Genomic DNA, 25,573 nt, shown 5'->3' with positions numbered 1-25,573 from the left:
TTATGAGTTCGTAGGCGCAGCCCATCGTAGACATCGCAATCCTTATTCCTCATCGCGATATAATTCCTGCAAATCCTGTAACTGAGTTTTCCGCGAAATCCGACGATATTTCTTACTTTCTAACTTGGGTTCGTATTGACTCTGCCCCTTGCCTTTGCTTTTGCTTTTTAACTTCATAGTGGATTCTGGATCAGCTTGTTGATGAAGCTGAGTTTCATGAGCGATCGCAGCGTCCAAAAATTCTAAATAATGTTCATATCGTTCCCAGTTTCCCCGCACCACACACTCAGGCTCGTCTCGATGCAGACAATCACTAAACCGACAGCTAGCAACTGCTAACCGCTTTCTGGCTTCTGGGAAATAACGGATTAATTCTTCTGGGTTACAATTCATGTCAGGCTGATTAAAGCCGGGTGTGTCTGCCAGCAAACCACCTTCAGGTAACTCAAATAATTCTATATGGCGAGTGGTATGACGGCCACGAGCTAGTTTCCCAGAAACTTCTCCGACTCTCAACTTGGCAGAGTCAATTAGCGTATTAATCAGGCTAGATTTACCCACGCCGGAAGGCCCAGCAATTACAGTAATTTTATTACTTAAATATCTCGCTGCTTGATCGGTATTTATACCATCTTTAACACTGATAAATATGGGTTCATAGCCCCAACCAAGGAGGCGATCGCTAACTTGTTGCTGTTCCTGCGGTGAAATTAAATCACTTTTATTCAAGCATAAAAGCACATCTAAGTCAGTAGACTCAGCCTTAATTAGAAATCTACTTAGCTGATAAGGTTCCAAAGGTGGATCGGCAACAGCAAATACCAATAAAATTTGGTTGACATTGGCGATCGCTGGACGATCTAACTCACTTTGGCGGGGTAAAACCTCAGCGATCGCACCTCGTCCCCCAGCCCAATCTGGCTCTTCTACCACAACGCGATCGCCTACCATCACCTGTTGTCCGATTTTTTTCAGACGTGTTCGGCGAGTACAAAGCAGCAGAGGGGGATAAGAAAGACTAGAAGGATCTTGCTCCCCGATCTCCCCATCCAGCTGTACTCGGTAAAAATTAGCCTGTACAGCCACCACCGTACCCAATAACTGTCCACCTGCGGCAAAATTTTCCCCTGTCATTGGCCAGCAACTGGACGGCGCACTAACAGAGAAAAATAACTAGTGCAGTCTGTAATTTGTTCCACCTGAAAACCTGCCATTGTCAGACTATCAGGAACCTGCTCAATCGGCTCACCGGGGTCTAGCCAGACTTCTAACAAACCTCCCAAGGGCATTTTCTCCAGACGTAATTTTGTCCGCACGAAATTAATCGGGCAAGGTGTGCCGCGTAAATCAAGTTGAGCATCGGGAGTTAAAACAGAAGAGGGCTTCATCACTTAAATAAATTTCCCAAGAATCCTTCTAAACCGCCTTTACCAGTGCGATCGCCCTTAATTTTAGCCAGTTTCTCCAACAGTTCCCTCTCCTCTGGGGTGACTTTATTGGGAATATCAATTAATACGTTGAGCATGTGATCCCCACGACTGACGGGATTACCCAAACGGGGTACGCCGCGATTTTCCAACTTCATCACCGTATTTGGCTGAGTTCCGGCGGGAATAATTAGTTCTACCGGACCATCTACCGTATCTACCTCTAACCGACAACCTAAAATTGCTTGCAGGTAGCTAACTTTGATTTCCGAGAGAATATTAATCCCATCCCGTTGGAATTCCTCGTCCTCATTCACGAACAAGTAAACGTACAAATCTCCCGGAGGACCACTACGTTGACCAGAATCTCCTTCACTAGAAATCCGTAAGCGAGTGCCATTATCCACCCCAGCCGGAATGGTAATTTTGAGTTTCTTGGTGACTTGATTTGCGCCCTTACCATCACAGGCATCACATTTATCTTCAATTACCATCCCTGTGCCATTACAGGTGGGACAAGTCGAAACTTGGGTGAAACTGCCAAAGGGTGTTCTAGTGACACGGCGGACTTGACCCGAGCCGGCACAAGTTGAACAAGTCCGAGGGCGGGTTCCAGGTTTAGCACCAGAACCGCTACAAACTTCACAATTTTCTAGATGGGAAATGCGAATTTCTTTTTCGCCACCAAATACTGCTTCTCGGAAGTCTAACTTTAGGTCTAGCCGTAAGTCATCGCCCCTCGCCGGACCACTGCGCCGTCTTTGTTGCGTGGGACTACCCATACCGCCAGCAAAGCCACTAAAAATGCTTTCAAATATATCGGCAAAACCACCCATATCGCCGACATCTTGAAAGCCCGCACCAGCAGCACCAGATACACCATCTGGCCCAAAGCGATCGTAACGAGCGCGGGTTTCGGGTTCCGACAGCACCTCATAAGCGCGGTTAATTTCTTTAAAGCGATCCTCCGCCCCCGGTTCTTTGTTCACATCTGGGTGAAACTTCCGGGCTAAACGGCGATAGGCTTGTTTGATTTCTTCTTTGTCGGTGTCACGAGAGACACCCAGGATTTCATAATAGTCGCGGGCCATATAGCAAAGGTAAAAGTTAGAAGGAAGAAAGCAGAAGTCAGTAGAAGGTCACGGTCACTTGCTACCCCTACGGATAAGTGTTTGTGTTTTGCCTACAGATATGCAAGAGCAACACAGTATCCTTCAGAGGGTGGCTTGCCGGAGGACAGGCAGAAGATAAAATTAATTTTTGTTAATAAATTGATTTTACCCTTTAGCTTTTACAAAAATCACCGACAAATCTAGAGCAACAGGTGCTTTCCTCGTGGGAGACGACAAAAGCTATAGAATTTAAGAGTAGGGGAAGCCTCTGCTCAGACTTCTCACTGCTGAGTCGGCTGTCTCTTTTACAATTGTGCTACGTAGCAGAGGAAAACCCCGCCCATCAACCAGAGGGGCTAGCCGCACCATTAGGTGTGGAAAACCACCCTTATGCAATGGAAGTGCATCTGAACTGACACACTGCCTAGTCCAAAGTAACTTGCTTCTACAATCTAGCAAACGACTGGGGGCTTGTGAAACTTCGCTAAATCTAAATATTTAGATATATTAAAATACCTTCATAAAAATTTGCAACTTTGGGCGTAGGGAGTGGGGAAGAATCAGGGGAGCAGGGGGAAAATTCTTCTCCTCTGCCCAATGCCCCATCCCTAATCTATCGCCTCATAATCAGCCTGGGCAGTACTTTCTTCATCAAAATCAAAGTTGAATTGTGGTATTAGTGTGCCATTCATTGGTGAGTCTATTTCTGGGGTAAAGTGATTACCTGAAGCCTCTTCAATCTCATCACTTTGGCTGTTAGCTCGGTTGTAGACATCAGCACCGATCGCAAACAGGGTTTGTTGGAAGTCGTCTAGGCGCTGCTTAAATTCCACTGTGGAAATACTAGAGTCAATCATTGCAGCTTGGAGTTGTGAAACTTTTTCACTGGCCAAGGTTTTCATCTGGTCGCCGATAAAGTTGCTATTATCTTTGATGGTGGATTCATAGCTGAACAACAGATTATCTGCTTGGTTTCGGAGTTCAACCAATTCTTTACGTCTTCTATCTTCTTCGCCAAATAGTTCCGCCTCTTGGCGCATCCGTTCGACTTCGTTGATACTCAAACCACCTGTATTGGTAATCCGAATACTTTGTTCTCTACCTGTACCTTTATCTTGAGCAGAAACCTTCAGGATGCCGTTGACATCGATTTCAAAGGATACTTCAATTTGCGGTACACCACGGGGCGAGGGGGGGATTCCTGCTAGTAGAAACTTGCCGAGACTCTTGTTATCTCGTGACATTGCCCGTTCACCTTGGAGGATGTGAATTTCTACTGAGGTTTGTCCATCAACTGCTGTGGAAAAAACTTGTGACCTACTCGTAGGAATTGTGGTGTTACGTTCAATAATTTTGGTGAACACTTCACCCAAGGTTTCAATTCCCAAGGATAGAGGAGTGACATCCAATAGTAAGAGATTATCGACTTCGCCACCCAACACACCTGCTTGGATCGCTGCTCCCAATGCTACGGCTTCGTCAGGGTTGATGGAGCGATCGGGAGCTTTGCCGTTGAAAAACTTAATCAGCGCGTTTTGGACTGCGGGAACACGGGTAGAACCACCTACCAAAATAATCCGATCTATGGCTGCTGGTTTGAGATCCGCATCTTTGAGCGCTTGGATCATCGGTTCGATGGTCGCTTCAATTAAATTAAGTGCGAGTTCTTCAAATTTAGAGCGGCTTAGTTCCATCTCCAGATGCTTTGGGCCGCTGTCATCAGCTGTGATGAAAGGCAAGTTGATGGAGGTATTCATCATACTGGAGAGTTCAATTTTTGCCTTTTCTGCCGCTTCCCGCAGGCGTTGCAGTGCCATCTTATCTTGGGAAAGGTTGATTTTTTCCTCTTGCTGGAAGCGTTCCATCATCCAAAGCACGATCGCATTATCAAAGTCGTCTCCACCTAAATGGTTGTTACCACAAGTGGCCTTAACTTCAAAAACGCCATCCCCCAATTGTAGGATCGATACGTCGAAAGTACCGCCTCCTAAATCAAATACTAAAATTAGCTGCTCTTGGTCTTGCTTGTCTAATCCGAAAGCTAAAGCCGCAGCTGTTGGTTCATTGATGATTCGCAGTACTTCTAATCCAGCAATGGTACCAGCATCTTTAGTTGCTTGCCTTTGGGCGTCTGTAAAATATGCGGGTACTGTGATCACTGCCTGAGTGACTTCTTCACCCAAGAAGTTTTCGGCATCCTGCTTCAGCTTTTGCAAGATCATGGCCGATAGTTCTTGTGGCGTGTAGTTTTTTGAGCGAATTTGGACATCAACGGTTTCGTCTCGACCTTTGACACAGTTGTAGGGGACGCGATCGCGTTCTATTTCAGTCTCTTCCCAACGCCGCCCGATAAATCGTTTTATACTGTAAATTGTGTTTTCAGCATTGGTTACGGCTTGGCGCTTTGCCAATTGACCAACCAAGCGATCGCCAGTCTTCCCAAATCCCACAATACTTGGAGTAGTTCGTCCACCTTCAGAATTGGAGATCACAAGTGGTTGACCACCCTCCAAAACGGCGACGCAACTGTTAGTAGTGCCTAAGTCGATCCCAATAACTTTTCCCATAAATATCAGTATTTTTACCGAATTTTTCTACTGTAATATGTCGCGGACTAACTTTTTTGCTAAAAACAAAGGCTAGCGGATAACGTCTGTGCAACCTCTGTTGCTGGTAGCAAGAGAGAAGTTGAAACACAGAGAGTTATCCAAAGCCTTGTTTGAGGTACGCGATGCTCGTCCTTGCTAAAACCCAGGCACTTGAGGTCAGCGAGGCGAGCAATTACAGCTTAACTGAAGGCTTGACTCGACTGATCTTCTGGTGCAGCAGGGCTATCTTCCTTGGGAGCAGCTACTTTGACCATTGCATGGCGTAACACGCGATCGCCCAAGTAATATCCGCGCACTAACTCTTCTAACACTCTTCCTTCAGGATGTTCATCCGTAGGTTCCCGCATTACTGCTTCGTGTAGATTAGGATCGAATTCTTCACCTTCAGGACGCATTGGTGATACACCCAAGCGCTTCAGGCTATCTACTAATTGTTTGTAAACGCCTTGGTAGCTTTTGTGCATGGTCATTTCGCCATCAGATTGTGGTTTGAGGTGCGATCGCGCCCGCTCAAAATTATCCACCACTGGCAGCAACTCCAGAATCGTGTTCCGCTTCATCTGCACCTCTAGGTCTTCTTTTTCCTTGCTAGTGCGTTTCCGGTAATTCTCAAAATCGGCGGCAATCCGCATATATTGAGTACTACGCTCTTCTAGTTGCGTTTTCAGCGACTCGATTTGTTGAGTCAGTTCTGCCAAAGCTGCCCTTTCCAGTTCAGTTTTCTCGGTTGCAGCGACGCTATTTTCTAGATTGAGAGTACCCGGATCTCCTGATGCATTTGTTTGGGCTGTCACTTGCTCTGTCACCTCACTACCAGATTCATTGAAATTAATTTGGGCTGAGAAGTCACTCTTCATTGCTTGCTTTACCTCTGTTGGTTCACCCAATTGCTGGCTTGTATTGTTTATCTGTTTATTTTCATCGATCATTGTCCATTCATTCCAGATTCTATTTATGGCAGTGTATCTCCACAGCTTGCAACCGTCGTCATCCACGACTTGCAACTAGGGCTGATTTTTTTGCCGACAAGTTCCTGGAAGTCATATAACCGTCCTCTTATTGTGACAAATGGTGAACACGTTAGCCCAGACGCGACTAAGGCGGGAACCCGAACGAGTAGCAAGTGGGGGGACTGGGGATTGGCGATTGGCGACTGGGGACTGGTAAATAGATCCGTGCTGTAGGGGTTTAGTAAAAGGGCGGTTAGAAACCGCGCGCCAGTAGCTTCTCCCAGGGGGAGAAGCTACGCGAACAAGTGGGGCATTGCCCGCCCAATGCACTGGCTTGTCTACCAGGCAAAACCCATCTCCGTGGGTTTAAAACACTCAACTTTTCTTTAGTCCGTCTGCGCGGACGAGAGTTTGTGTAGCCGCGAATGACCTTCGCTGGGGCTTAAGTTAACTCAGAACTGTTTCGGTGACTCAGGACTTTTTTGGAAAATGAGAATTCTGTCTTCCCGCCTGGGAATACTTTAATTAGAGGTTTCCCCAAATCAATTGCTCATTTATGAACTCGTCACCACAACGGCGCAGTACCGCTCTAACTACCAGAACAGAGTTTTCGCCCTTTGGCAACAAGCTAGTGCAATCTGGCTATGTCAATACCGAACAGATGAGGCAGGCACTAATTGAAAGCCGCAAATCTGGCCGACCCTTAACGGAAGTACTAGAGTCAATCACTGGGCAACAACTATCGCCTGAGTTGCTCAGACAATACAAAAAACAGCAGCTATTTGAACTGAAAATCCTATACGGAGTTGAATTTCTCGATCCCGAAGTCAACTCCGTTGGCAACACGATGATGGGGAACCTGATTGAAACCCTCATCCCAGTGGATATTTGCCGTCGCCATCGTTTAGTACCACTGTCAAAACACGAAGACCAAACCCCGCCCTCAGTTTTAGTGGCGATGGTGGCTCCAGATAATCTAGAGGCTTCCGATGACCTGAACCGCATCTTGCGCCCCCAAGGGTTGGCGTTGCAGCGCATGGTGATTACCCAGGAAGACTACCAACAGCTAATCAACCAATATTTGGATGAAATGGCTGTTAAGCAGAAGCACCTAGATCAAGAAAAGTTTACAGATATTAATCAGGATTTAGAAAACCTCGGAAATCTCGATCTTTCCGATGCTCCTGAAGAAATGGAGGCTGATCTAGGGGCTGCGATGAAGGGTGCAGAGGATGCCCCAGTCATCAACCTAGTTAATAGAATCCTGGCTAAAGCCTTGCATGAGGGCGTTTCTGACATTCATATCGAACCGCAAGAAGAAAACTTACGCATTCGCTTTCGCAAAGATGGCGTACTGAAGGAAGCTTTCGATCCCCTACCGAAAAAAATTATCCCGGCGGTGACAGCCCGATTTAAAATCATCTCCAATCTAGACATTGCAGAACGCCGTATGCCCCAAGATGGACGTATCCGGCGGATGTTTGAGGGACGCAAAGTAGATTTCCGGGTGAATACCTTACCCAGTCGCTACGGGGAAAAGGTGGTGCTGCGGATTTTGGATAACTCCTCAACCCAACTGGGATTAAATAAGTTAATTACCGATCCAGAGACTTTACATATTGTCCAGGATATGGTTAGCCGTCCTTTCGGTCTAATTTTGGTAACTGGGCCAACTGGTTCTGGGAAAACAACCTCGTTGTATTCTGCACTCTCAGAAAAGAATGATCCCGGTATTAATATCAGTACTGTAGAAGACCCAATTGAGTACAGCCTTCCAGGGATTACTCAAGTACAGGTGATTCGGGAAAAAGGGCTGGATTTTGCTACCGCTCTGCGGGCTTTCTTGCGGCAAGATCCAGATGTGCTGCTGGTGGGTGAAACGCGGGATAGGGAAACGGCAAAAACCGCAATTGAGGCTGCCTTGACCGGTCACTTGGTATTAACTACCTTACATACCAATGATGCCCCAGGTGCGATCGCTCGTTTGGGAGAAATGGGGATTGAGCCTTTCATGGTTTCTAGTTCTTTAATTGGCGTATTAGCTCAACGTTTGGTGCGGCGTGTCTGTTCTGAATGTCGCATTCCTTACACTCCCACAACCGAAGAACTGGCTCGTTATGGTCTATCAGCTTCCTCTGATGTCGCAGTCACCTTTTATAAAGCTAACACCTTGACATTGGATGCGATCGCCGAAGCTAAAACCAAAAATCAGCTTTGCCCAAAATGTAATGGCGGTGGCTACAAAGGGCGTTGTGGTGTTTATGAAGTCATGCGAGTCACCGAAAACCTGCAAACTCTCATCAACGAAGATGCACCCACCGAACGTATTAAGGAAGTGGCAATAGAAGAGGGCATGAAAACCTTGCTGGCTTACAGCTTGGATTTAGTGCGCGAAGGTTCCACCACCCTAGAAGAAGTAGAACGAGTGACGTTTACTGATACGGGTTTAGAAGCCGAGTTAAAAGCCAAACGCAAGACAGGTCTTACCTGCCGGAGTTGCGAGGCCACATTGAAACAAGAATGGCTGGATTGTCCTTACTGTATGACGCCTCGGTTTTAAGACTAGTCATTGATCACTTGTACTGAGTTTCGACTACGCTCAACTACCGCGGAGTCGTTGGCGTAGCCTCTCGTAGAGAAGTATTAGTCATTAGTTGATGCTTACTAACTTAAAACAAATGACAAATGACAAACAACAAATGACAAACAACAAATATTAAAAGGAAGCAGAACTATGGAAATGATGATTGAAGACTTGATGGAGCAGTTAATTGAATTAGGTGGCTCGGATATGCATTTATCCGCAGGTTTGCCTCCCTACTTCCGCATCAGTGGCAAGCTCACCCCCATAGGTGAGCATATTTTGACAGCCGATCAATGTCAAAGGCTGATTTTTAGTATGCTCAACAACACCCAGCGTAAAACCTTAGAGCAGAACTGGGAGTTGGATTGTTCTTATGGAGTTAAAGGTTTGGCTCGCTTCCGAGTCAATGTTTATAAAGAACGTGGTTCTTATGCTGCTTGCTTACGGGCATTAAGTTCTAAGATTCCTAACTTTGAAAAATTAGGTTTGCCAGATATCGTCCGGGAAATGACAGATAAACCCAGAGGGCTAATTCTGGTCACAGGTCCTACAGGTTCTGGCAAGACTACTACCCTAGCGGCAATGATTGACTTGATTAACCGCACCAAGGCAGAGCATATTTTGACGGTGGAAGACCCAATTGAATTTGTCTATGAACCAATTAAAAGCTTGGTTCACCAACGACAACTGGGTGAAGATACTAAGAGTTTTGCTAATGCCTTGAAAGCAGCTTTGCGGGAAGATCCAGATATCGTTCTGGTAGGGGAAATGCGCGATTTGGAAACGATTTCTTTGGCAATTTCTGCCGCCGAAACAGGACACTTGGTATTTGGGACGCTACACACCAGTTCCGCCGCACAGACGGTTGACCGGATTATTGACGTTTTCCCCCATGAAAGACAAACCCAAGTGCGGGTGCAGTTGTCTAACTCTTTAGTGGCGGTATTTAGCCAAACCTTGGTGTCCAAGAAAAGCCCTAAACCTGGTGAATATGGTCGGGTGATGGCTCAAGAAATTCTGATCGTTACTCCCGCTATTTCCAACTTGATTCGAGAAGGTAAAACAGCCCAAATTTACTCAGCGATTCAAACTGGCGGCAAATTGGGAATGCAAACTCTAGAAAAGGTTTTAGCCGATTTTTATAAAGCCGGAACGATTTCCTTTGAAGCGGCGATGTCTAAGACTTCTAAGCCAGATGAAATCCAACGTCTCATCGGTACTTCTGTACCACCCCAAGCAGCAGGTGCGAAACCTGGTGCGGCGGCTAAAGCCCATTAAAGGAAGTGGGGAGCAGGGAGCAGGGAGCAGGGAGAAGAGTTTTCCCCTCTGCCCCCCGCACCCCGCCCCTCTGCCTCTTTTCAATGCCCCATGCCCAATAAATAACAACTATTTTGAATTTATTTATGCCAAACTATGTTGCCCGTGTTCGGGATTCGCAAGGAAAATCCCGAACAGAAAAAATTGTTGCTGAATCCTTGTCACAAGCTCGGACTAATCTCAGAGAACAAGGTCTTGTAATCCAAGAACTCAAGCAATCTCAAGGATTTCAGCCAGATGTTGCCTTAAAAAATTTCCAGAATTCCTTAGTTAAGGTTTCGGTGAAAGACAAAGCCGTTTTTTCGCGTCAATTTGCCGTTTTGATGAATGCGGGAGTTGCGATCGTTAGAAGTCTGGGGGTACTTTCTGAACAGTGTAGTAATACTAAACTGAAACAAGCCCTTGTGGAGATTAGCATCGATGTTCAAAGCGGAATGAATCTTTCAGAAGCAATGCGGAAGCATCCTGACTGTTTTGATGGATTATATGTGAGTATGATTCAAGCTGGCGAAGTTGGTGGTGTTCTAGATGAAGTATTGAATCGTTTAGCTAAGTTGTTAGAAGATGTTGCCCGGTTACAAAACCAAATTAAATCAGCAATGTCTTATCCAACGGTTGTGGGTTTTATCGCAGTTTCGATCTTTCTCGGTATGACTATTTTTCTGATTCCGATTTTTGCCACGATTTTTGTGCAAATTGGAATCTCATTACCACCTCTAACGCAATTCTTGATGGATGCTAGTAAATTTTTGAGAAGTCCGGGTGCTTTCGTCCTTCTTGCTGCTCTTATAGCACTGAAATTTGCTTTTACACAATACAGTAAAACTCCTGTTGGTCGCATCACAATTGATCGTCTTTCCCTCAAGATGCCATTGTTTGGTGACTTAATTCAAAAATCTTCAGTTGCTCGCTTTAGCCGAACCTTTGGTTCTTTGACTCGTTCAGGTGTACCAATTTTAACTTGTTTAGAAATTGTCCGAGATACATCAGGAAACCAAGTAATTGCCAATGCCATAGATGCAGCCCGCATGGAGATTCAACAAGGGGGCATGATCAGCATTGCTTTACAAAAAGATGCCGTTTTTCCAGCTATGGCAATTCAGATGATTAGTATCGGAGAAGAAACTGGAGAATTAGATGGAATGTTGATGAAAGTTGCTGATTTCTATGAAGATGAAGTTGAGCAAGCAGTAAAAGCAATGACCAGTATTTTAGAACCAGTGATGATTGTAGTTCTAGGGGGAATGGTTGGAACCATTTTGTTAGCAATGTATCTGCCGATGTTTGCGGTATTTGAAAAGTTGGGATAAAAGATTAATAGTTAGGAGTTAGGAGTTAAAAATTCTAAATTATAAGTTTTAACTCCTAAATAATTAATTTTATTCTTACAGGTTGTTTGAAAAGTGGTTGGCTGTAATTTTAGGCACTTTTAGATCCCCCCTAACCCCCCTTTTTAAGGGGGAAGAATCAAAGTCTCTCTTAAAAAGGGGGGAGCCAGAATCAAAGTCCCCCTTTATAAGGGGGATTTAGGGGGATCTATAATGTTTTGCTACTAACAAGAGGACTTTTAAAACACCCTCTTAACTCTTCACTCCTAAATGATTAGTTTTGTTCTTAACTCCTCACTCCTAACTTCTAACTATTTAATGAAATGATGAATGTGCAAAAATCTCACTACGAAGCGAGTTTGGCAGAGTACAGCAATCATCTAGCTGCGATCGCCTTACTAAAACAACACCGCCCATACTTAGAGATGATTCCCAGTCTGCGCCGTCCAGATGAAAGTGTCATTACTATACCTTTGCCAATTGTCCGTCTTCGCAACACTGCGACTACAGCCCCACAAACGATTTGCTTACCCTGTGATGTGGCAATTTTGATGTGCGATCCAGAGTGGAAAATCAAAACTGGAGCCGAAATTTTAGTTTTCATTCATCGCGCTCACGAAGACTTTTCTGATTTGTTAGGACGTTGGCGACAAACCCAAGTTTATCTAGACAATGATTATGAGTGGTTGATGCCTCTCCGTCACAGTCATATTTTGAGTGAGGGAGCCAATACTATATATCCTCTGTTTGTCGTTTTTAGTGAGACTTTAGAACGCATCCCAAGAGGACTTGTGGGAGCCGAACTCCCATTTATTATGCAAACACCAGATTCGCTGCTTGAGGAAAATTTCACAGATATTTTCTCTCCACAAGTTCCACCAGCTTAGAAAAATTAAGGGACTGACAAAAAATAAATAATCCATCTTGTGGGGTGGGCAAGATGCCCACCCTGAATATTGGACGGGTGAGGACACGCGTAGCTTGCTTACACTACAAGGATATTTTCAGGTTTTTATATTACTTAACATAGTTTGATTTATTGTTCCCCACTTACTTAGTTATACAAAAATTTATTTTTGCTTTTTGAATTTTTAACAGAAGAGTAATGATGATTTGGTAAAGACCCAGTAGTTTTACTGTTGACAATAAATAATTGTCGTAGAATTAGAGACATTTCCGAGTAGATATTTTATACTAATGGATCGCTTTTGTCAGAAAATAACGAATTCTCAAGAGAGCATTTCACAGCAAACTCAACTTGGTCAGATGTGTGGTTCTAAACGGCTATTTCGCGATCGCTATGAAATACTGCAAGTTTTGGGACGAGGTGGTTTTGGTATCACGTTTTTAGCCAAAAATGCCGTATTACCTGGGAATCCCCTCTGTGTCATTAAACAACTTTCTCCGAAAGTGACTAATCCTCAAAGTTGGCAAAGGGCGTGTATGCGCTTTGAAAAAGAAGCAAGAATTTTGGGACAACTCGGTAGTCATTCGCAAATTCCCATGCTATTAGACTACTTTCAGGCCAATGGAGAGTTTTTTTTAATTCAAGAATACGTGCCGGGTTTGACTTTGGCACGAGAAGTGCGGCAAACTGGCCCCAAAAGTGAAGCCTCAGTTAAACAGTTTTTGCAGGAATTATTACCTGTATTACAGTATCTTCATAAACATAATGTGATTCATCGAGATATTAAGCCCCAAAATTTATTGCGGTGTGAGTATGACGGGCGGGTAGTGTTGATTGATTTTGGTGCGGTGAAAGAGCAATTAGTTAAGGTTTGTGAAAAGTCAATCAATCAAGCTGTAAATACCAACTTTATCGGGACTAGGGGATTTGCACCACCAGAACAGTTTTCTCTACGTCCAGTTTATGCCAGTGATATTTATGCACTGGGTGTAACTTGTATTTATATGTTGACTGCTAGAAGTCCTTTAGAATTTGAGTACGAGGCGAATACTGGTGAAATATGTTGGCGAAAAGAGGTAAATATCACCAACAATTTTGCCCAGATTTTAGGAAAAATGGTGAAAATTACTTTAGAGGAACGGTTTAAGACTGCTGATGAAGTGATGAAAGCTTTAAGTTATCAAAGCTATTCGCCCACTTTGGCTAACTGTCTAACTACCCAAAAATTAAATAATAAAAGTATTACACAACACGAAATTACACAACACGAAATTACAAAATACGAAAATTCTCCCGAAACTCCTGATGTGTATATGCCACCTATAGCCAGAACTGCTAGTGCCATTCGTAAATGGAGGGAAAGGCTCAAGGAAACTAGGTAGTAAAGTGAAATTGAAGCCTTTTTTACCTAAAGTATCAAATGAATAATTAATCAGGGACGATTTAAAATAGCTAAAACAAATTTAGTACGAATTTTAACTATATTTGATAGTCAGTGATGATTAATTAATCAGGGTTTTTCTTCAATACTTAGTCAGTTATCGCTTGCCAAGATACAAGCAAAATTACTAGGTTTAACACTTCCGAAAAATATTTCTATTCAGATTATTATATAATCGATAGAATAATTAATCTTATGGCTCTCGTAGTTTTCCACAGATGAGGAAGACTGACCACTATTTACAAACGCTAACTATATAAGTAATTCCCCAATCCCCAGAGCAGGGTTTTCTACCACCAGTAAGCGAGAGTCAATTTTCTTAAGGGAAAGTTCGGGGCAAACTTAGCCTAAGTTGTCATGCAGTCGCGCCTGTCAGATCATGATCTGCTGCTTAAATCCCGATTGCTCAAATCCCCTGAATCCCAATGGAAAGAAGTTTTGTCAAAGTTGTAGCACCCCACTGGTGTCACTTTTAAGAAATCGCTTTCGTGTCATCCGAGTCCTTTCAGATGAGGGGGGATTTGGCAGAACCTATCTATCAGAAGATGTCGATAAACTCAATGAGCGTTGCGTTATCAAGCAATTAGCTCCAAAATTCCAAGGAACTTGGTCGCAAAAAAAAGCGATGGAGTTGTTTGCTGAAGAAGCGCAACGACTACAAGACCTTGGGGAACATACCCAAATTCCGACTTTGATCGCTTACTTTGAGCAAGACGGCTGCCTATATTTGGTGCAGCAGTTTATTAATGGGGAAAATTTGTTAAAGGAGTTGCAACAGCGCAAGGCTTATAACCCTAGGGAAATTCAATCTATTTTGCTAGATTTACTGCCAATTTTGAAATTTATCCACGATCGCAAAGTCATTCATCGAGATATCAAGCCAGAAAATATTATCCGCAATAAAGGTGATGGGCGATTAAGCTTAATTGATTTTGGCTCTTCCAAGCAATTCACCGCCAAAGTTCAGCAGAAATCTGGCACATCTATTGGTTCACATGGTTATTCGCCCCTAGAACAGATTAGAGATGGTAAAGCTTTCCCCGCCAGTGACTTGTTCGGTTTGGGGGCTACCTGCTTTCATCTGCTAACGGGAAATTCGCCCTTTCAGTTGTGGATGGAATCTGGGTATGCCTGGGTGAATAATTGGCGGGCATATTTGCGGAGTCCATTAAATCCTGAGTTGGATTTTGTCATCGACAAGCTTTTGAAAAAAGATATCCATGAACGTTACCAGTCAGCTGATGAAGTTCTCAGAGACTTGACTCCAAAACAACTCCTCGCATTACCACCAGCCGGTAAGTCATCTGGGAAAATACCACCAACTAAAGCGCCATATTTACCAAAAAGTTATCCCTTGCTGAGAATTTTAGTCTTGGTAAGTGCTTTGATTCTGTTGTTCGGATTCCAAGAATCTTGGTATAAGCATTTTCGCCGGATTCAAACCAGTTTAGTCTCTAGGCTGAGTCAGCATAATAATTCGGGCAAAAATGAGGCGCTTTTAGGTCAACCACTAAAGATTACTTTGGGTAAGGTTTCCTTAGCTAATACCCTTCAAGGACAGGAAAACTCAGTTTTATCTGTCGCCATCAGCCCCGATGGTAAAACCATAGCCAGCAGTGGCGACAATGGCACAATCCAACTTTGGAATCTCGGAACTGGAAAACCAATCTCTTCACTCAACGGGCATTCTCAGCAGGTGAATGTCGTAGCCATCAGCCCAGATGGAAAACTTCTGGTTAGTGCCAGTGATGACAACACGATTAAAATCTGGAATCTGGGAATGCGAAAAAAAATTCGCACTCTTACAGGGCATTTTGATTCAGTTCATGCCCTGGCCATCAGCGCTGATAGCGAGACTCTGGTTAGTGCTAGTGATGACAACACAATCAAAATCTGGGATTTGGCAACAGGAGAGCTAATTCGGACACTGGTAGGGCATACATTTTGGGTGCGATCTGTGGCTATTAGCCCCGATGGGGTGATTCTTGCTAGTGGGAGTTTTGACAAGACGATCAAAATCTGGAATCTGACAAAAGGCTACTCAATCCGCACACTAGAGGGAAATTCTCAAACAGTGACAGCTGTCGCTATTAGCCCAGATGGTAAAACTTTAGCCAGTGCTAGCCGGGATGTCTCCGACGGGCGTAGCCGCGGCACCATCAAACTTTGGGATCTACATACTGGCAGGGAAATTCGCACACTGACGGGACATGGGAACACTGTGACATCAGTAGCCTTTAGTGCCGATGGTAAAATGATTGCTAGTGGTAGCCGCGATCGCACCATCAAACTGTGGAATACAGCCACAGGTGAAGAAATTCTGACATTGGCGGCACACACCAACACCGTGACATCCGTCACCTTCAGTCCTGATGACAAAACCCTTGTCAGTGGTAGTGAAGATAATACTATTAAGATTTGGCAGTTGTCTCAGTGAAATCCAAAATCTAAAATCCCAAATTGCCATGAGTGCTTTAACTTTACAGTTCCCTCCGGCGCTGAAATTGACAGACGAAGAGTTTGAACAGCTGATTGCTGTTAATCAAGAGTTGCGACTGGAATTAACTGCTCAGGGAGAATTAGTGATTATGTCACCCACCGGGGGAGAAACTGGAGAGCGTAACTTGGATATAGAAGGTCAATTATGGTTCTGGAACCGTCAAAATAAGCTCGGAAAAGCCTTTAATTCTTCTACAGGTTTTAAGTTGCCAAATGGTGCAACTCGTTCCCCTGATGCATCTTGGGTAAAAATTGCCAGATGGGAAGCTCTGACGCCACAGCAAAGAAAGAAATTCCCACCTTTATGTCCTGATTTTGTAGTGGAATTGGTTTCTGAAACTGATGATTTAGAAGATACTCAAGCAAAAATGCGCGAATATATCAAGAACGGTTTGCGTCTAGGTTGGTTGATTAATCCTAAAAATAGGCAAGTCGAAATTTATCGCTGTAACCAAGCAGTGGAAGTTTTACAATCTCCCCGAAATCTATCAGGTGAAGATGTACTGCCGGGATTTTTATTAGATTTAGACCCAATATTTGGATAATATTATCCAAATAGAATTCAGGAGTCAGGAGTCAGGAGTCAGAATTCAGAATGAATTAAGAATGGCGAATAGCGCAGCGTAAAGCCTTCTCTACGAGACGCTGCGCGAACGGTATGGCAACGCTTAGAGAGGCTGCGCCAACGCTTAGAGAGTCCGCGTACCCCCACGGGGATCTTGCTACGTGCATCGCTTCGTAGAAAGCATCTTGATTCTGAATTCTGACTTCTGAATTCTGACTCCTGAATTTTTCTTCAATTACTTCTCCCTGTGGTGGATAGTCCTTCTACGATCAGAGATGGAGTATAACAAGAACCATTCCAATCACCATCGTTGCCGAGTGTAACCAATTGCTTGAGGGCTGTGTAGACATTACCAGCAACCATCGTATCCTTAACGCGGCCAATTACCTGACCATTTTGGACGCGGTAGCCTAAATCAACGTTGATGGAAAAATCTCCAGAAATACTGCCGCCACCACCCAGCATTTGATCCACAATCAAGCCATTATCTAATTGTTGAATTAAATCTGGTAGCGATGCCGAACCGGGCTGAATGAGAAAATTAAATAAACCAGGAGTTGGATAGCTGCCTAAACCAGGGCGAAAACCATTTCCAGTGGTGTTAGTACCGAGTTCGCGTCCGGTGGTGCGATCGCCATAAAAATGTTGTAGAATCCCGTTTTGGATAAATACTAAAAATTGAGTCGGAGTCCCTTCATCATCAAAAGGACAACTGTAAGGGCCGGCTTCGGGATCTTGGTAGAGAGTCAGGTTGGGTGAAATTACTGCCTTACCCAAGCGTTCTGCCCAAGGGGAAGCTACTTCTAAGACTCGCTTGCCATTCAATGCTGCTTGCACAGTACCCCAAAGCATATCGGCAGCTTTAGAAGTGAACAAAACCGGGATACGTCCAGTCGGGGGTGAGACATTTTCTCTCGCCCAAATTAACCTCTGTAAAATTTGATTAGCTAATCTCTCCGGGTGGAGTTCGCCCCGCTTAGTTTGTCCATCGGAAACATTCAAAAAATCATCGCCGCGCACCCATTCTGCTGATATGTAGCAATTGAGGGTAGTGTCAGTGTAGTGACAATCTAAACCTTTGGTATTGACTAGTCTAGTGGTTTCAATATCACATTCCCAGTCACCATTGCATACAACATCTGGATAGGCATCACGGATAAGTGCGATCGCTTCTTTGCCCCAATCTACCAAAACCTCTATGGGCACACTTTCCCCTAAATCTGGGAAAGAAGGCTGAAAGTTAGAGGCTAATTCGACTGTTTCCGGTTGATTAAGTTGACTCAATGCTAGAGCTTTTTCCACCATTACTTCAGCTGTGACAGAACCGTAAGCCACCGTGAGTCCTGGTTGCCCATTTCGCCAAAGCCTTAGTGCTGTGCCTTCAGATTGACTGGTTTCTAGCTGTTTGAGTCGGTTGGCCTCAAAAAACACTGGACGAGAAAGCGATCGCGACTGATACACCTCAGCAGCTTCTGCTCCAGATTTTATAGCTAGTTCCAGCAGCTGTTCTGCTAGTGTATCTTGTGACAAATTTTCAGAACCCATGACTCTTAGTGATTGTGGATTTTGAACCGCATATCAACGCTGTCTTTTGAAAATCTGATCCCTAGCGATCAGACTTTCCTGTGATGGACGCAGATAACTATCCAAAAATCATCAGCGTGTTTCGACAGTTACGATTTGAAACCGCAGATCAACGCTGATGGACGCAGTTAATTATCCCAAATCATCGCCATATCTCAACGGATCTAGTCATTAGTCATTGGTTATTCTCCACCTATGCCCCATGTCCCATGCCCCATGCCCAATTTTCAAAGATTCACCTCTTGCAACAGCCAAAAACCAGCAAAAGATTCTGCTTTGGGATCAGACTGTACACCGATAAAATGCACTCCATTAGCTTTTTGCTTGGCTTCTTCAAAACCTTTGGCTTCTGCTAAAATTTGAGGCTTTTTGATATTTGCCACAATCCAGCTTTCAGTTACACCAGTTTCTAAAAGCAATCTCGCCTCTTCGCTGGTGTCAAATCTCAAGAAAGCCAACTCCAAACCAGACATCCAGCCTGCTAAAGGCAACGCTCTAGGTGAGAAAATTAAAATCCCAGGAATACGGGCTTCGGGTGACACCTGCGCCAACTCTAGGGGGAAAGCTTCACCAAAGTCAATTTCCCAGTCTGGCATTTCTGCTAAATCCGCAGCATCTAAGGTAACAAATACCCACTGCTGTCCTTCCAAAGCATCTGGTAAACGTTGCGGCAAAGGTTTCTCCAACCGGACTGAAGGATTAGTCCCCCCTTGATACCCTGATTCTTGAGGATACACTTCTTCCATACGCTGTGCTAACCATTGGTTAAGAACCAAAGTGCGGCGGCTAGGCTGGGCGGGAATACTCAAGTCTTGGCAGGCTTTAGTAATCATATTGTTCATTTGCCGGCGGAAAAAGCGGATTTTAATTGGTGCTTTTCCAGCTTGGTTAATAGCCTCCTGCAACGCTGTCCGCAACCAGCCCGAATTTACCTGGGTACTGGGACAATATTGAGCATAACGAAACAAAGAATCTGCTTTTGTGCCGATATCCAAAGGGCTTTCACAGACTAAGACTTCCCAAATTTTTTTCTGATTATCGTCCAAAATCGGACGGGAGTAAAAATCGATTTCCCAAATACTGCCCATGTTTTGCGGTAAAAATCTGGCTGTTATGTTTTCTTGATATGTTGATCATACGAGTGTTGGGGCGCATTGGGGATTGGGAATTGGGGATTGGGGATTGGGAATTGGGAATTGGGAATTGGGAATTAGACATCTCCGAAAAAGAATGTAGAGACGTAGCAGTGCTACGTCTCTACAATGGTTCTGGGTAACGCATATTTAATTTCTGGAGATGTCTATTGGGAATTGGGAATTGGGCATTGGGCATTGAGCAGTCATCGTCATCGATACCAAAAGTGCTAAGTTGTTGGACATTTAACTTGCATATTACCTGGAAGTAAAACTCTTGTGGGGTGGGCATCTTGCCCGCCCTGCTTATGCAAATTAAAAGTACATTAGCTTACCACCTAAAATAGCGACATAGTTAGCCTCGCTGGGATGAACTTCAGCGTAAAAGTTGCTAGCAAACCCGTAAGTTTTTGCCAGTTGATTAGATTATTGGTGCATTGGGGTTGCCAATAATCTGCTCGGAGGATTTGTTTTCTTCAATAATGACAAAAATGTGTTCGTATTTCGGGGTTGCTTTATCTTCTTTTGTTGAGACGGAAGGTGCTACTGCTGGATTTTCATTTGCGATCGCTTGTGTGGTGGATTCCGTCTTTGTGACTACTTGAGACTTTGACAAACAAGCGATCGCACCGAAGCTAAAACTAAGTAAACAAAGTCCAAAAATAATTTTTTGAGGCGTTTGGCGTGCTGACATAAAAAATAGGGATGTCAAAGTATCTCCCTCATTTTCCCCGGTTGATCCAAACGCCTCTGATTCCAGCTGCTTTAGCTCCCTGATAATCTTCTACAATGCTATCGCCAATATGCCATGCTGCCTCTGGGGAACATTGATGTTTATCTAAGGCGATCGCAAAAATTTGAGGATCGGGTTTAGCTGCACGTACCTGGGTAGAAATGGTGACGGAGGTAAAAAAGTCTCTCAATCCCAAACTTTGCAATACTGAGTAAATCCGGGAATCGAAATTGGACAGCACCCCCAAAGTAACTCCCAATCGCCGCCAGTTGATTAAAGCTGGTAAAACATCGGGATAGACAAACCACGGTTCACCAGTGCCAAAGTGGATATAAAGTTCGCTAAAAAAAGCCGAAAAGTCAGAAAATTCCCTGAGAACACCTGCACTTTCAAAAGTGTTCAGAGCAATTATCCGCCACCAATCAAACTCGCGCTGAGGAATATCTTGCAGTTCTGCATCTGGAAATATCGGCGGTGGCGCGGCTTTAAAGCTTTTAATGAAAGCTGTATTCAATGTTTCGGCTGAAACCGTAACGCCAAATTCTTGGGCTATCTGACTATAAACTTCACCCACACTACCTTTGACATCGAAGAGTGTACCCACAGCATCTAAAAAAATAACTTTCGGTTGTTCCATCAAATTTTGAAAATTTTGAATGTTGAATTTTAGATTTTGGCTTGTAAGAGAGTTCGTGTGGGTAGAGTCTACCATCTGCTAAGTAGCTTGCCATAAATAAAGCAAATTATGGTAGATGTCTTAATTTTTTACCAATGCCCAATGCTCATTAAGTTACCGAGAAAGTGTTTCTATGATTGGACGGACTAGCCAATTAAAACCAACTTTGAGTTGATGGTCTAAAGTTGGCAGCCTATATAAATAGGCAATACGACGGGCGACGGATGCCAAAGGCCCATCTAGTTTAATTCCCAAACCAGTGAGAGTGGCGTTGTCTATTCCTAGTGCCATCATTTCTCCTAACTGTTGGTAGCGGAAGGGAAGGAGGGGGCGATTAGTCAGAGTTGCCCAGATATTCCAAGCAGTATAATCAGCTTGTTGGAAAGCCGCTTGTGCTGTAGCGGGAATTTGCTGCCCTTCAGCATCATGACAATCTGCTAAATCTCCCAAGGCAAAGATTTCTGGATGATCGATGACTTGTAGATTAGATGTAATACTGATTTGACCACGCTGATTTTGCTTGAGAGTAAGAGATTTCACTACGGGCGCAACCCTAGTTCCCACAGTCCAAATTACCAAATCTACGGGAATCGTGTCTAACTGGCTTTTGTACTCTAGGGAAATGGAATTTTGCTCTATTGATTCCACTTTGGTTTCTAAATCAACAAACACGCCACGCTTATCTAAAGCTTTCTTTGCTGCTTCGCGGTTAAACTCTGGGGAAGTTCGCAAAATTTGGTCAGCAATTTCAACGATGCGAAAGCGTCCTCTTTCTCCTAGTCTGTCGGCTAACTTACAGGCTAACTCCACACCACTGTAGCCGGCGCCAACGATCGCTACCCGAATTTTATCAGCATCCGATTCTTCTAAAAATCGCAGCCGTTCTTCCAGCCGATAGGCATCAGAGATGGTGCGGAATGAGTAAGCGTAGGCTGTTGCACCAGGGACTAAATCTAGTGGTGTCTCCCCTCCTAGCGCCAGCACTAATCGGTCATAAGGGATTTCGGGACCTTCATGTATATTTACCCGTTGCTGGTCGATGTCAATTCCCGACACAACCCCTTGATAAAAACGTACCCCAGTGCCTTGTAAAAGTTCTTCAAAGGGTGGGGCAATTTCCCAGGTTTGGAGTTCGCCAGTGAGTAATTCGTAAAGTAAAGGGGAGAATAGGAAGCGATCGCTTTGATCTACTAGAACAATTTCGGGTTTTTGCGTCGATTCCCAAGGTAATTGGCTTAACCGCAGGGCTGTGTAGAGACCACCAAAGCCTCCGCCAAGGATACAAATTCTAGAAGTTTGTTGAGTCATCTATTCTATCTATGGAGAGTCAATACTAGTTGGGCAACTAACTTTAGTCTAGTGAGTTAAAGCAGACTTTTCCAAACCCCCCAAAGTTTATCACGGTTATATAATTGGAGATTCGCTATAGTTAACGGTTAACAGGCAAGGCTAAAAGGAGTTAAAGAGATGGAAATTAAGCCAACTGACCCATCGCTAGCACTCATGGAAATTCCACCTGGCTATCTCAACATTATGGGTTACGTTGATCAGTCAGAAGTTAATGGCCCTGGTTGTCGTGCAGTCGTCTGGGTACAAGGTTGTCTTCGGGAGTGTCCTGGCTGCTTTAATACTAACTCGTGGTCATTTGAGGCTAACCAATTGATTGCTATTGATACCCTTGCCGAGAATATTCTCAGCAATCCCCGCAATATGGGTGTAACATTCTCTGGTGGAGAACCCTTTTGGCAAGCAACTGCACTGGCGTCTTTAGCTCGGAAGGTAAAAGCTGCTGGGTTAAATGTAATGTCTTTTAGTGGATTCACTCTTAAGCAGCTACAGTCTCAATCGGCGCCGCCAGGTTCCCAAGAATTGTTAGAACAACTCGATATCCTGATTGACGGGCCTTTTGTAGAATCTTTGGCAATTAACTCTCCCAACTCTCCAGTTTCTTCTAGTAATCAACGGGTTCGGGTATTAAACCCGGCTTTCCAAGACCAAATTACTTGGGCTAGCGATCAGATTGAGGTTCACATTCTCAAAGATGGTGGCCGCATTGTTACTGGTTATCAAGGTGGGCTGGAGTTGACGTAGAAGTAGTTCTTAAGTAGCAAATGAGTAGGAGTCAAATCAATAAATAATCGGTGCAGGTTGACTGCACCGATTACTAAATGTCACTCGAATTAAACATCCCATTGTTTCAGGCCAATGCTGAAGCTTGGGGTTTGGCAAAAATCATTCTTCCGGCTGTAGTTTGTAAAGCACTGGTGACTACTACTCGCAGTTCACCACCCACATAATTGCGGCCTTCTTCAACAACAACCATTGTGCCGTCATCTAGGTAGCCAATACCTTGACTGGGTTCTTTGCCTTCCTTGAGAATTTTCAAATCCAGGTTGTCACCAGGTAAATAGCTGGGACGGACGGCATTCACTAAATCATTCACATTTAAAACAGGTACTTTCTGAACACTAGCGACTTTAGACAAGTTGTAGTCGTTGGTTAGCAGTGTGCCGCTAATTTCTTGGGCAAAACGCACTAACTTGGCATCTACTGTGGGAATATCGTCGTAATCAACTCCATTAATTAGGATGCGATCGGGATAATCTTCCCTAATGCGGTTAAGAATTTCTAACCCTCGCCTTCCCCGCACTCGTTTTTGGTCTTTGCTAGCATCAGCTACTTGTTGGAGTTCTTGCAAGACAAACTGTGGGACGAGAATTTGCCCTTCTAAAAACCCTGTTTCTAGTAAGGCTTCAATGCGACCATCGATAATGCAACTGGTGTCTAAAACTTTGGTATTGGCGGGTTTTAGCGTTCCTTCCACAACCATCGATTCGACGGTGTTAGGATTAATAAAGCGCAATAAGCCTCGCCCGTGGGTATCCGCCAAATTCATCCCCGTGACGGAGAGGATAATACTGCCGACAACTGCCACTAGTGGCTTAATAAATCCAAAATCCGCCGGGATAGGTAGCAAAAATAGTGGGGCTAGCATCAGGTTAGCTAGTAATAGCCCAATCACTAAGCCGATCGCACGAGTTAAGATCACTTCTAGAGGCATTTCTTTGACTTGTGCCTCCAAGCGACGATATGTCGTCTGGAAACTCAGCCCGATCGCACCACCTATAATAGCGCCAAAGACGGCAACAACTAAGCGTAAAGCTTCTAGATTCGTTACCTGATCTAGCGCCCCATTGGGTAGCAGTTCAATGCTGTAGAACCCGATTCCCGACGCTGCCAGGATAAATGAAAAAATGATAATGGCGTCAAGCATGGTTGTCTTGTTTTCCTGCAACTGTGTTCACCGATAAAGTTAAGTATTTTTTATTTCATCGGTAAGATAAACTCATCAATATTGACTTACACTAAGGGTTTAGTAGCGCAATATCTGCAATTATTATAACTAATGGTTTTTTTCTTAATATTTTTCATTGTTTCGTTGTAAAACGACAAAAACTTCTAAATAAACGACTTATTTTTATTGTCTCTAATTCGCAGTTGGCTTAACTTAATCTTTTCTCAAAATGAGTCAAAAATTTAGTATTTATGAAATTGCCAGTTCTGCGTATGTGCATATTCCCTTTTGCAGACGGCGGTGTTTTTATTGTGATTTCCCGGTGTCTGTTGTGGGCGATCGCTTGCGGGGCGAAACATCTGGTACGATCTCCCAATATGTTGAGGTGCTATGTCAAGAAATTGCCATGACTCCAGCATTTGGTCAACCCCTAAAAACAATTTTTTTCGGTGGTGGTACTCCTTCGTTGCTATCAACGGAGCAGCTAGAACGTATACTCAGAGAGCTAGAGCGGCATTTTGGGATTGAGCCTGGGGCAGAAGTTTCTATGGAAATTGACCCAGCCACCTTTGATTTACCACATATAGCAGGCTATAGCAGTGCAGGGGTGAACCGGGTGAGTTTGGGTGTACAAGCCTTTCAAGCAGAATTATTGCAACTTGCGGGGCGATCGCACTCAGTTGAAGATATTTTCGCAGCTGTGGAACTAATCCACCAAGTCGAGATTCCCGAATTTAGCTTAGACTTAATTTCTGGGTTGCCGCATCAGTCTTTGGATCAATGGCAAGATTCTCTCTTCAAAGCGATCGCACTTTTACCCACTCACATTTCTATTTATGATCTTACCATCGAACCAGGTACAGCCTTTGGTCGTTACTACAAACCTGGTGATACTCCTTTGCCTACGGATGAAGCCACAGTCAAAATGTACCAGATGGGGCAGCAAGTTTTAACTAGTGCCGGTTATGAGCATTATGAAATTTCCAATTATGCCCAACCCGATCATCAGTGTCGGCATAATCGAGTGTATTGGGAAAACCTCCCTTATTACGGCTTTGGCATGGGTGCGGCGAGTTATGTTGAGGGTAAACGCTTTACTCGTCCACGTAAAACTAAGGAGTATTACCAGTGGGTAAAAGCTGGCGGTGTAATTGATTGTGATCTGACTCCCTCAAAGGAAGTATTGTTAGAAACGTTAATGTTGGGGTTGCGTTTGGCGGAGGGTGTGAGTTTGGCGGCGTTGGCGGAGGCGTTTGGGGAAGAGAAAGTAGAGGAAATTTGCAGGTGTTTGCAAGGGTATTTTGATCAGGGTTGGGTAGAAGTTGCAGACGGAAGGTTGCGTTTGATTGATCCCCAAGGGTTTTTATTTTCTAATGTGGTGTTGGCGGAGTTGTTTGAAAAGTTGGGGTGATG

Annotated in this window: 22 protein-coding genes; 10 read left to right on the top strand and 12 right to left on the bottom strand. The window is 44.2% G+C overall.

Annotation, left to right across the window (positions count from 1 at the left end; all coding sequences use genetic code 11):
* Positions 1-42: 42 nt before the first annotated feature.
* From rsgA to grpE, 5 genes are all read right to left on the bottom strand, one after another.
* Entirely contained in the window at positions 43-1,134 is a 1,092-nt protein-coding gene (gene rsgA, locus V7K50_RS20040; RefSeq protein WP_334963030.1) for a small ribosomal subunit biogenesis GTPase RsgA, read from the bottom strand.
* Positions 1,131-1,388 carry a sulfurtransferase TusA family protein gene (locus tag V7K50_RS20035; protein WP_334963113.1) on the bottom strand — a complete coding sequence of 86 codons (258 nt, stop codon included), beginning with the start codon at positions 1,386-1,388 and terminating at the stop codon, positions 1,131-1,133. Before V7K50_RS20035 ends, rsgA begins: the two co-directional genes overlap by 4 nt.
* Entirely contained in the window at positions 1,388-2,518 is a 1,131-nt protein-coding gene (gene dnaJ / locus V7K50_RS20030) for a molecular chaperone DnaJ (RefSeq protein WP_334963028.1), read from the bottom strand. The genes V7K50_RS20035 and dnaJ overlap by 1 nt, the downstream gene beginning before the upstream one ends.
* A gap of 629 nt (positions 2,519-3,147) precedes the next feature.
* Positions 3,148-5,106, bottom strand: a complete 1,959-nt coding sequence (gene dnaK, locus V7K50_RS20025; protein WP_334963026.1) for a molecular chaperone DnaK — start codon at positions 5,104-5,106, stop codon at positions 3,148-3,150.
* Between the two features lie 221 nt (positions 5,107-5,327).
* Entirely contained in the window at positions 5,328-6,077 is a 750-nt protein-coding gene (grpE, locus tag V7K50_RS20020) for a nucleotide exchange factor GrpE (protein ID WP_334963024.1), read from the bottom strand.
* 577 nt (positions 6,078-6,654) lie between these two features.
* Here grpE and V7K50_RS20015 point away from each other — a divergent pair.
* From V7K50_RS20015 to V7K50_RS19985, 7 genes are all read left to right on the top strand, one after another.
* Positions 6,655-8,658, top strand: a complete 2,004-nt coding sequence (locus V7K50_RS20015; RefSeq protein ID WP_334963022.1) for a GspE/PulE family protein — start codon at positions 6,655-6,657, stop codon at positions 8,656-8,658.
* A gap of 174 nt (positions 8,659-8,832) precedes the next feature.
* Positions 8,833-9,960, top strand: coding sequence for a type IV pilus twitching motility protein PilT (locus V7K50_RS20010; RefSeq protein WP_265273875.1), 1,128 nt, complete (start codon positions 8,833-8,835; stop codon positions 9,958-9,960).
* A gap of 125 nt (positions 9,961-10,085) precedes the next feature.
* Positions 10,086-11,309, top strand: a complete 1,224-nt coding sequence (locus tag V7K50_RS20005) for a type II secretion system F family protein (RefSeq protein ID WP_334963020.1) — start codon at positions 10,086-10,088, stop codon at positions 11,307-11,309.
* Between the two features lie 344 nt (positions 11,310-11,653).
* Complete coding sequence (locus V7K50_RS20000; RefSeq protein WP_334963111.1) at positions 11,654-12,214, top strand: hypothetical protein; 561 nt, start codon at positions 11,654-11,656, stop codon at positions 12,212-12,214.
* A 310-nt stretch (positions 12,215-12,524) separates the two neighbouring features.
* Positions 12,525-13,616: a serine/threonine-protein kinase gene (locus V7K50_RS19995; protein WP_334963018.1), complete on the top strand. Its 1,092-nt coding sequence runs from the start codon at positions 12,525-12,527 to the stop codon at positions 13,614-13,616.
* A 438-nt stretch (positions 13,617-14,054) separates the two neighbouring features.
* The gene (locus V7K50_RS19990; RefSeq protein ID WP_334963016.1) at positions 14,055-16,112 is read left to right on the top strand and encodes a serine/threonine-protein kinase; all 2,058 of its coding nucleotides are present in this window, start codon (positions 14,055-14,057) and stop codon (positions 16,110-16,112) included.
* A gap of 28 nt (positions 16,113-16,140) precedes the next feature.
* Positions 16,141-16,719 carry a Uma2 family endonuclease gene (locus V7K50_RS19985; protein WP_334963014.1) on the top strand — a complete coding sequence of 193 codons (579 nt, stop codon included), beginning with the start codon at positions 16,141-16,143 and terminating at the stop codon, positions 16,717-16,719.
* A gap of 251 nt (positions 16,720-16,970) precedes the next feature.
* Here the strand turns inward: V7K50_RS19985 and V7K50_RS19980 are convergent, their stop codons facing one another.
* Both V7K50_RS19980 and V7K50_RS19975 read right to left on the bottom strand, forming a co-directional pair.
* Positions 16,971-18,284 carry a TldD/PmbA family protein gene (locus V7K50_RS19980; protein WP_334963013.1) on the bottom strand — a complete coding sequence of 438 codons (1,314 nt, stop codon included), beginning with the start codon at positions 18,282-18,284 and terminating at the stop codon, positions 16,971-16,973.
* 266 nt (positions 18,285-18,550) lie between these two features.
* Positions 18,551-19,411 (bottom strand): Tab2/Atab2 family RNA-binding protein, encoded by an 861-nt coding sequence (locus V7K50_RS19975; RefSeq protein ID WP_334963011.1) that lies wholly within the window; start codon positions 19,409-19,411, stop codon positions 18,551-18,553.
* Positions 19,412-19,449: 38 nt separating this feature from the next.
* Between V7K50_RS19975 and V7K50_RS19970 the strand changes: the two genes are divergently transcribed.
* Positions 19,450-19,599, top strand: coding sequence for a hypothetical protein (locus V7K50_RS19970; RefSeq protein ID WP_334963009.1), 150 nt, complete (start codon positions 19,450-19,452; stop codon positions 19,597-19,599).
* On the opposite strand, the gene V7K50_RS19965 is transcribed toward V7K50_RS19970, so the two are convergent.
* From V7K50_RS19965 to V7K50_RS19950, 4 genes are all read right to left on the bottom strand, one after another.
* Positions 19,581-19,748: a hypothetical protein gene (locus tag V7K50_RS19965; RefSeq protein WP_334963007.1), complete on the bottom strand. Its 168-nt coding sequence runs from the start codon at positions 19,746-19,748 to the stop codon at positions 19,581-19,583. The two genes, V7K50_RS19970 and V7K50_RS19965, sit on opposite strands and share 19 nt — an antisense overlap.
* Before the next feature lie 129 nt (positions 19,749-19,877).
* Entirely contained in the window at positions 19,878-20,150 is a 273-nt protein-coding gene (locus tag V7K50_RS19960; protein ID WP_334963005.1) for a hypothetical protein, read from the bottom strand.
* A gap of 28 nt (positions 20,151-20,178) precedes the next feature.
* Positions 20,179-20,826 carry an HAD-IA family hydrolase gene (locus V7K50_RS19955; RefSeq protein WP_334963003.1) on the bottom strand — a complete coding sequence of 216 codons (648 nt, stop codon included), beginning with the start codon at positions 20,824-20,826 and terminating at the stop codon, positions 20,179-20,181.
* A 153-nt stretch (positions 20,827-20,979) separates the two neighbouring features.
* Positions 20,980-22,173 carry an NAD(P)/FAD-dependent oxidoreductase gene (locus V7K50_RS19950; RefSeq protein ID WP_334963001.1) on the bottom strand — a complete coding sequence of 398 codons (1,194 nt, stop codon included), beginning with the start codon at positions 22,171-22,173 and terminating at the stop codon, positions 20,980-20,982.
* Between the two features lie 159 nt (positions 22,174-22,332).
* On the opposite strand from V7K50_RS19950, the gene V7K50_RS19945 reads away from it, so the two are divergent.
* The gene (locus tag V7K50_RS19945; RefSeq protein ID WP_334962999.1) at positions 22,333-22,956 is read left to right on the top strand and encodes a 4Fe-4S single cluster domain-containing protein; all 624 of its coding nucleotides are present in this window, start codon (positions 22,333-22,335) and stop codon (positions 22,954-22,956) included.
* A gap of 106 nt (positions 22,957-23,062) precedes the next feature.
* Here the strand turns inward: V7K50_RS19945 and V7K50_RS19940 are convergent, their stop codons facing one another.
* A complete protein-coding gene (locus V7K50_RS19940) occupies positions 23,063-24,139 on the bottom strand; it encodes a PIN/TRAM domain-containing protein (protein ID WP_334962997.1) in 1,077 nt (358 codons plus the stop codon).
* A gap of 250 nt (positions 24,140-24,389) precedes the next feature.
* Between V7K50_RS19940 and hemW the strand changes: the two genes are divergently transcribed.
* A complete protein-coding gene (gene hemW, locus V7K50_RS19935; RefSeq protein WP_334962995.1) occupies positions 24,390-25,571 on the top strand; it encodes a radical SAM family heme chaperone HemW in 1,182 nt (393 codons plus the stop codon).
* The last annotated feature ends 2 nt before the right edge of the window (positions 25,572-25,573 follow it).

Source organism: Nostoc sp., assembly GCF_036917135.1.
Lineage (GTDB): Bacteria > Cyanobacteriota > Cyanobacteriia > Cyanobacteriales > Nostocaceae > Nostoc.
Note: the sequence above shows the minus strand (reverse complement) of the source record. Positions and strands in the feature narration are given on the sequence as shown.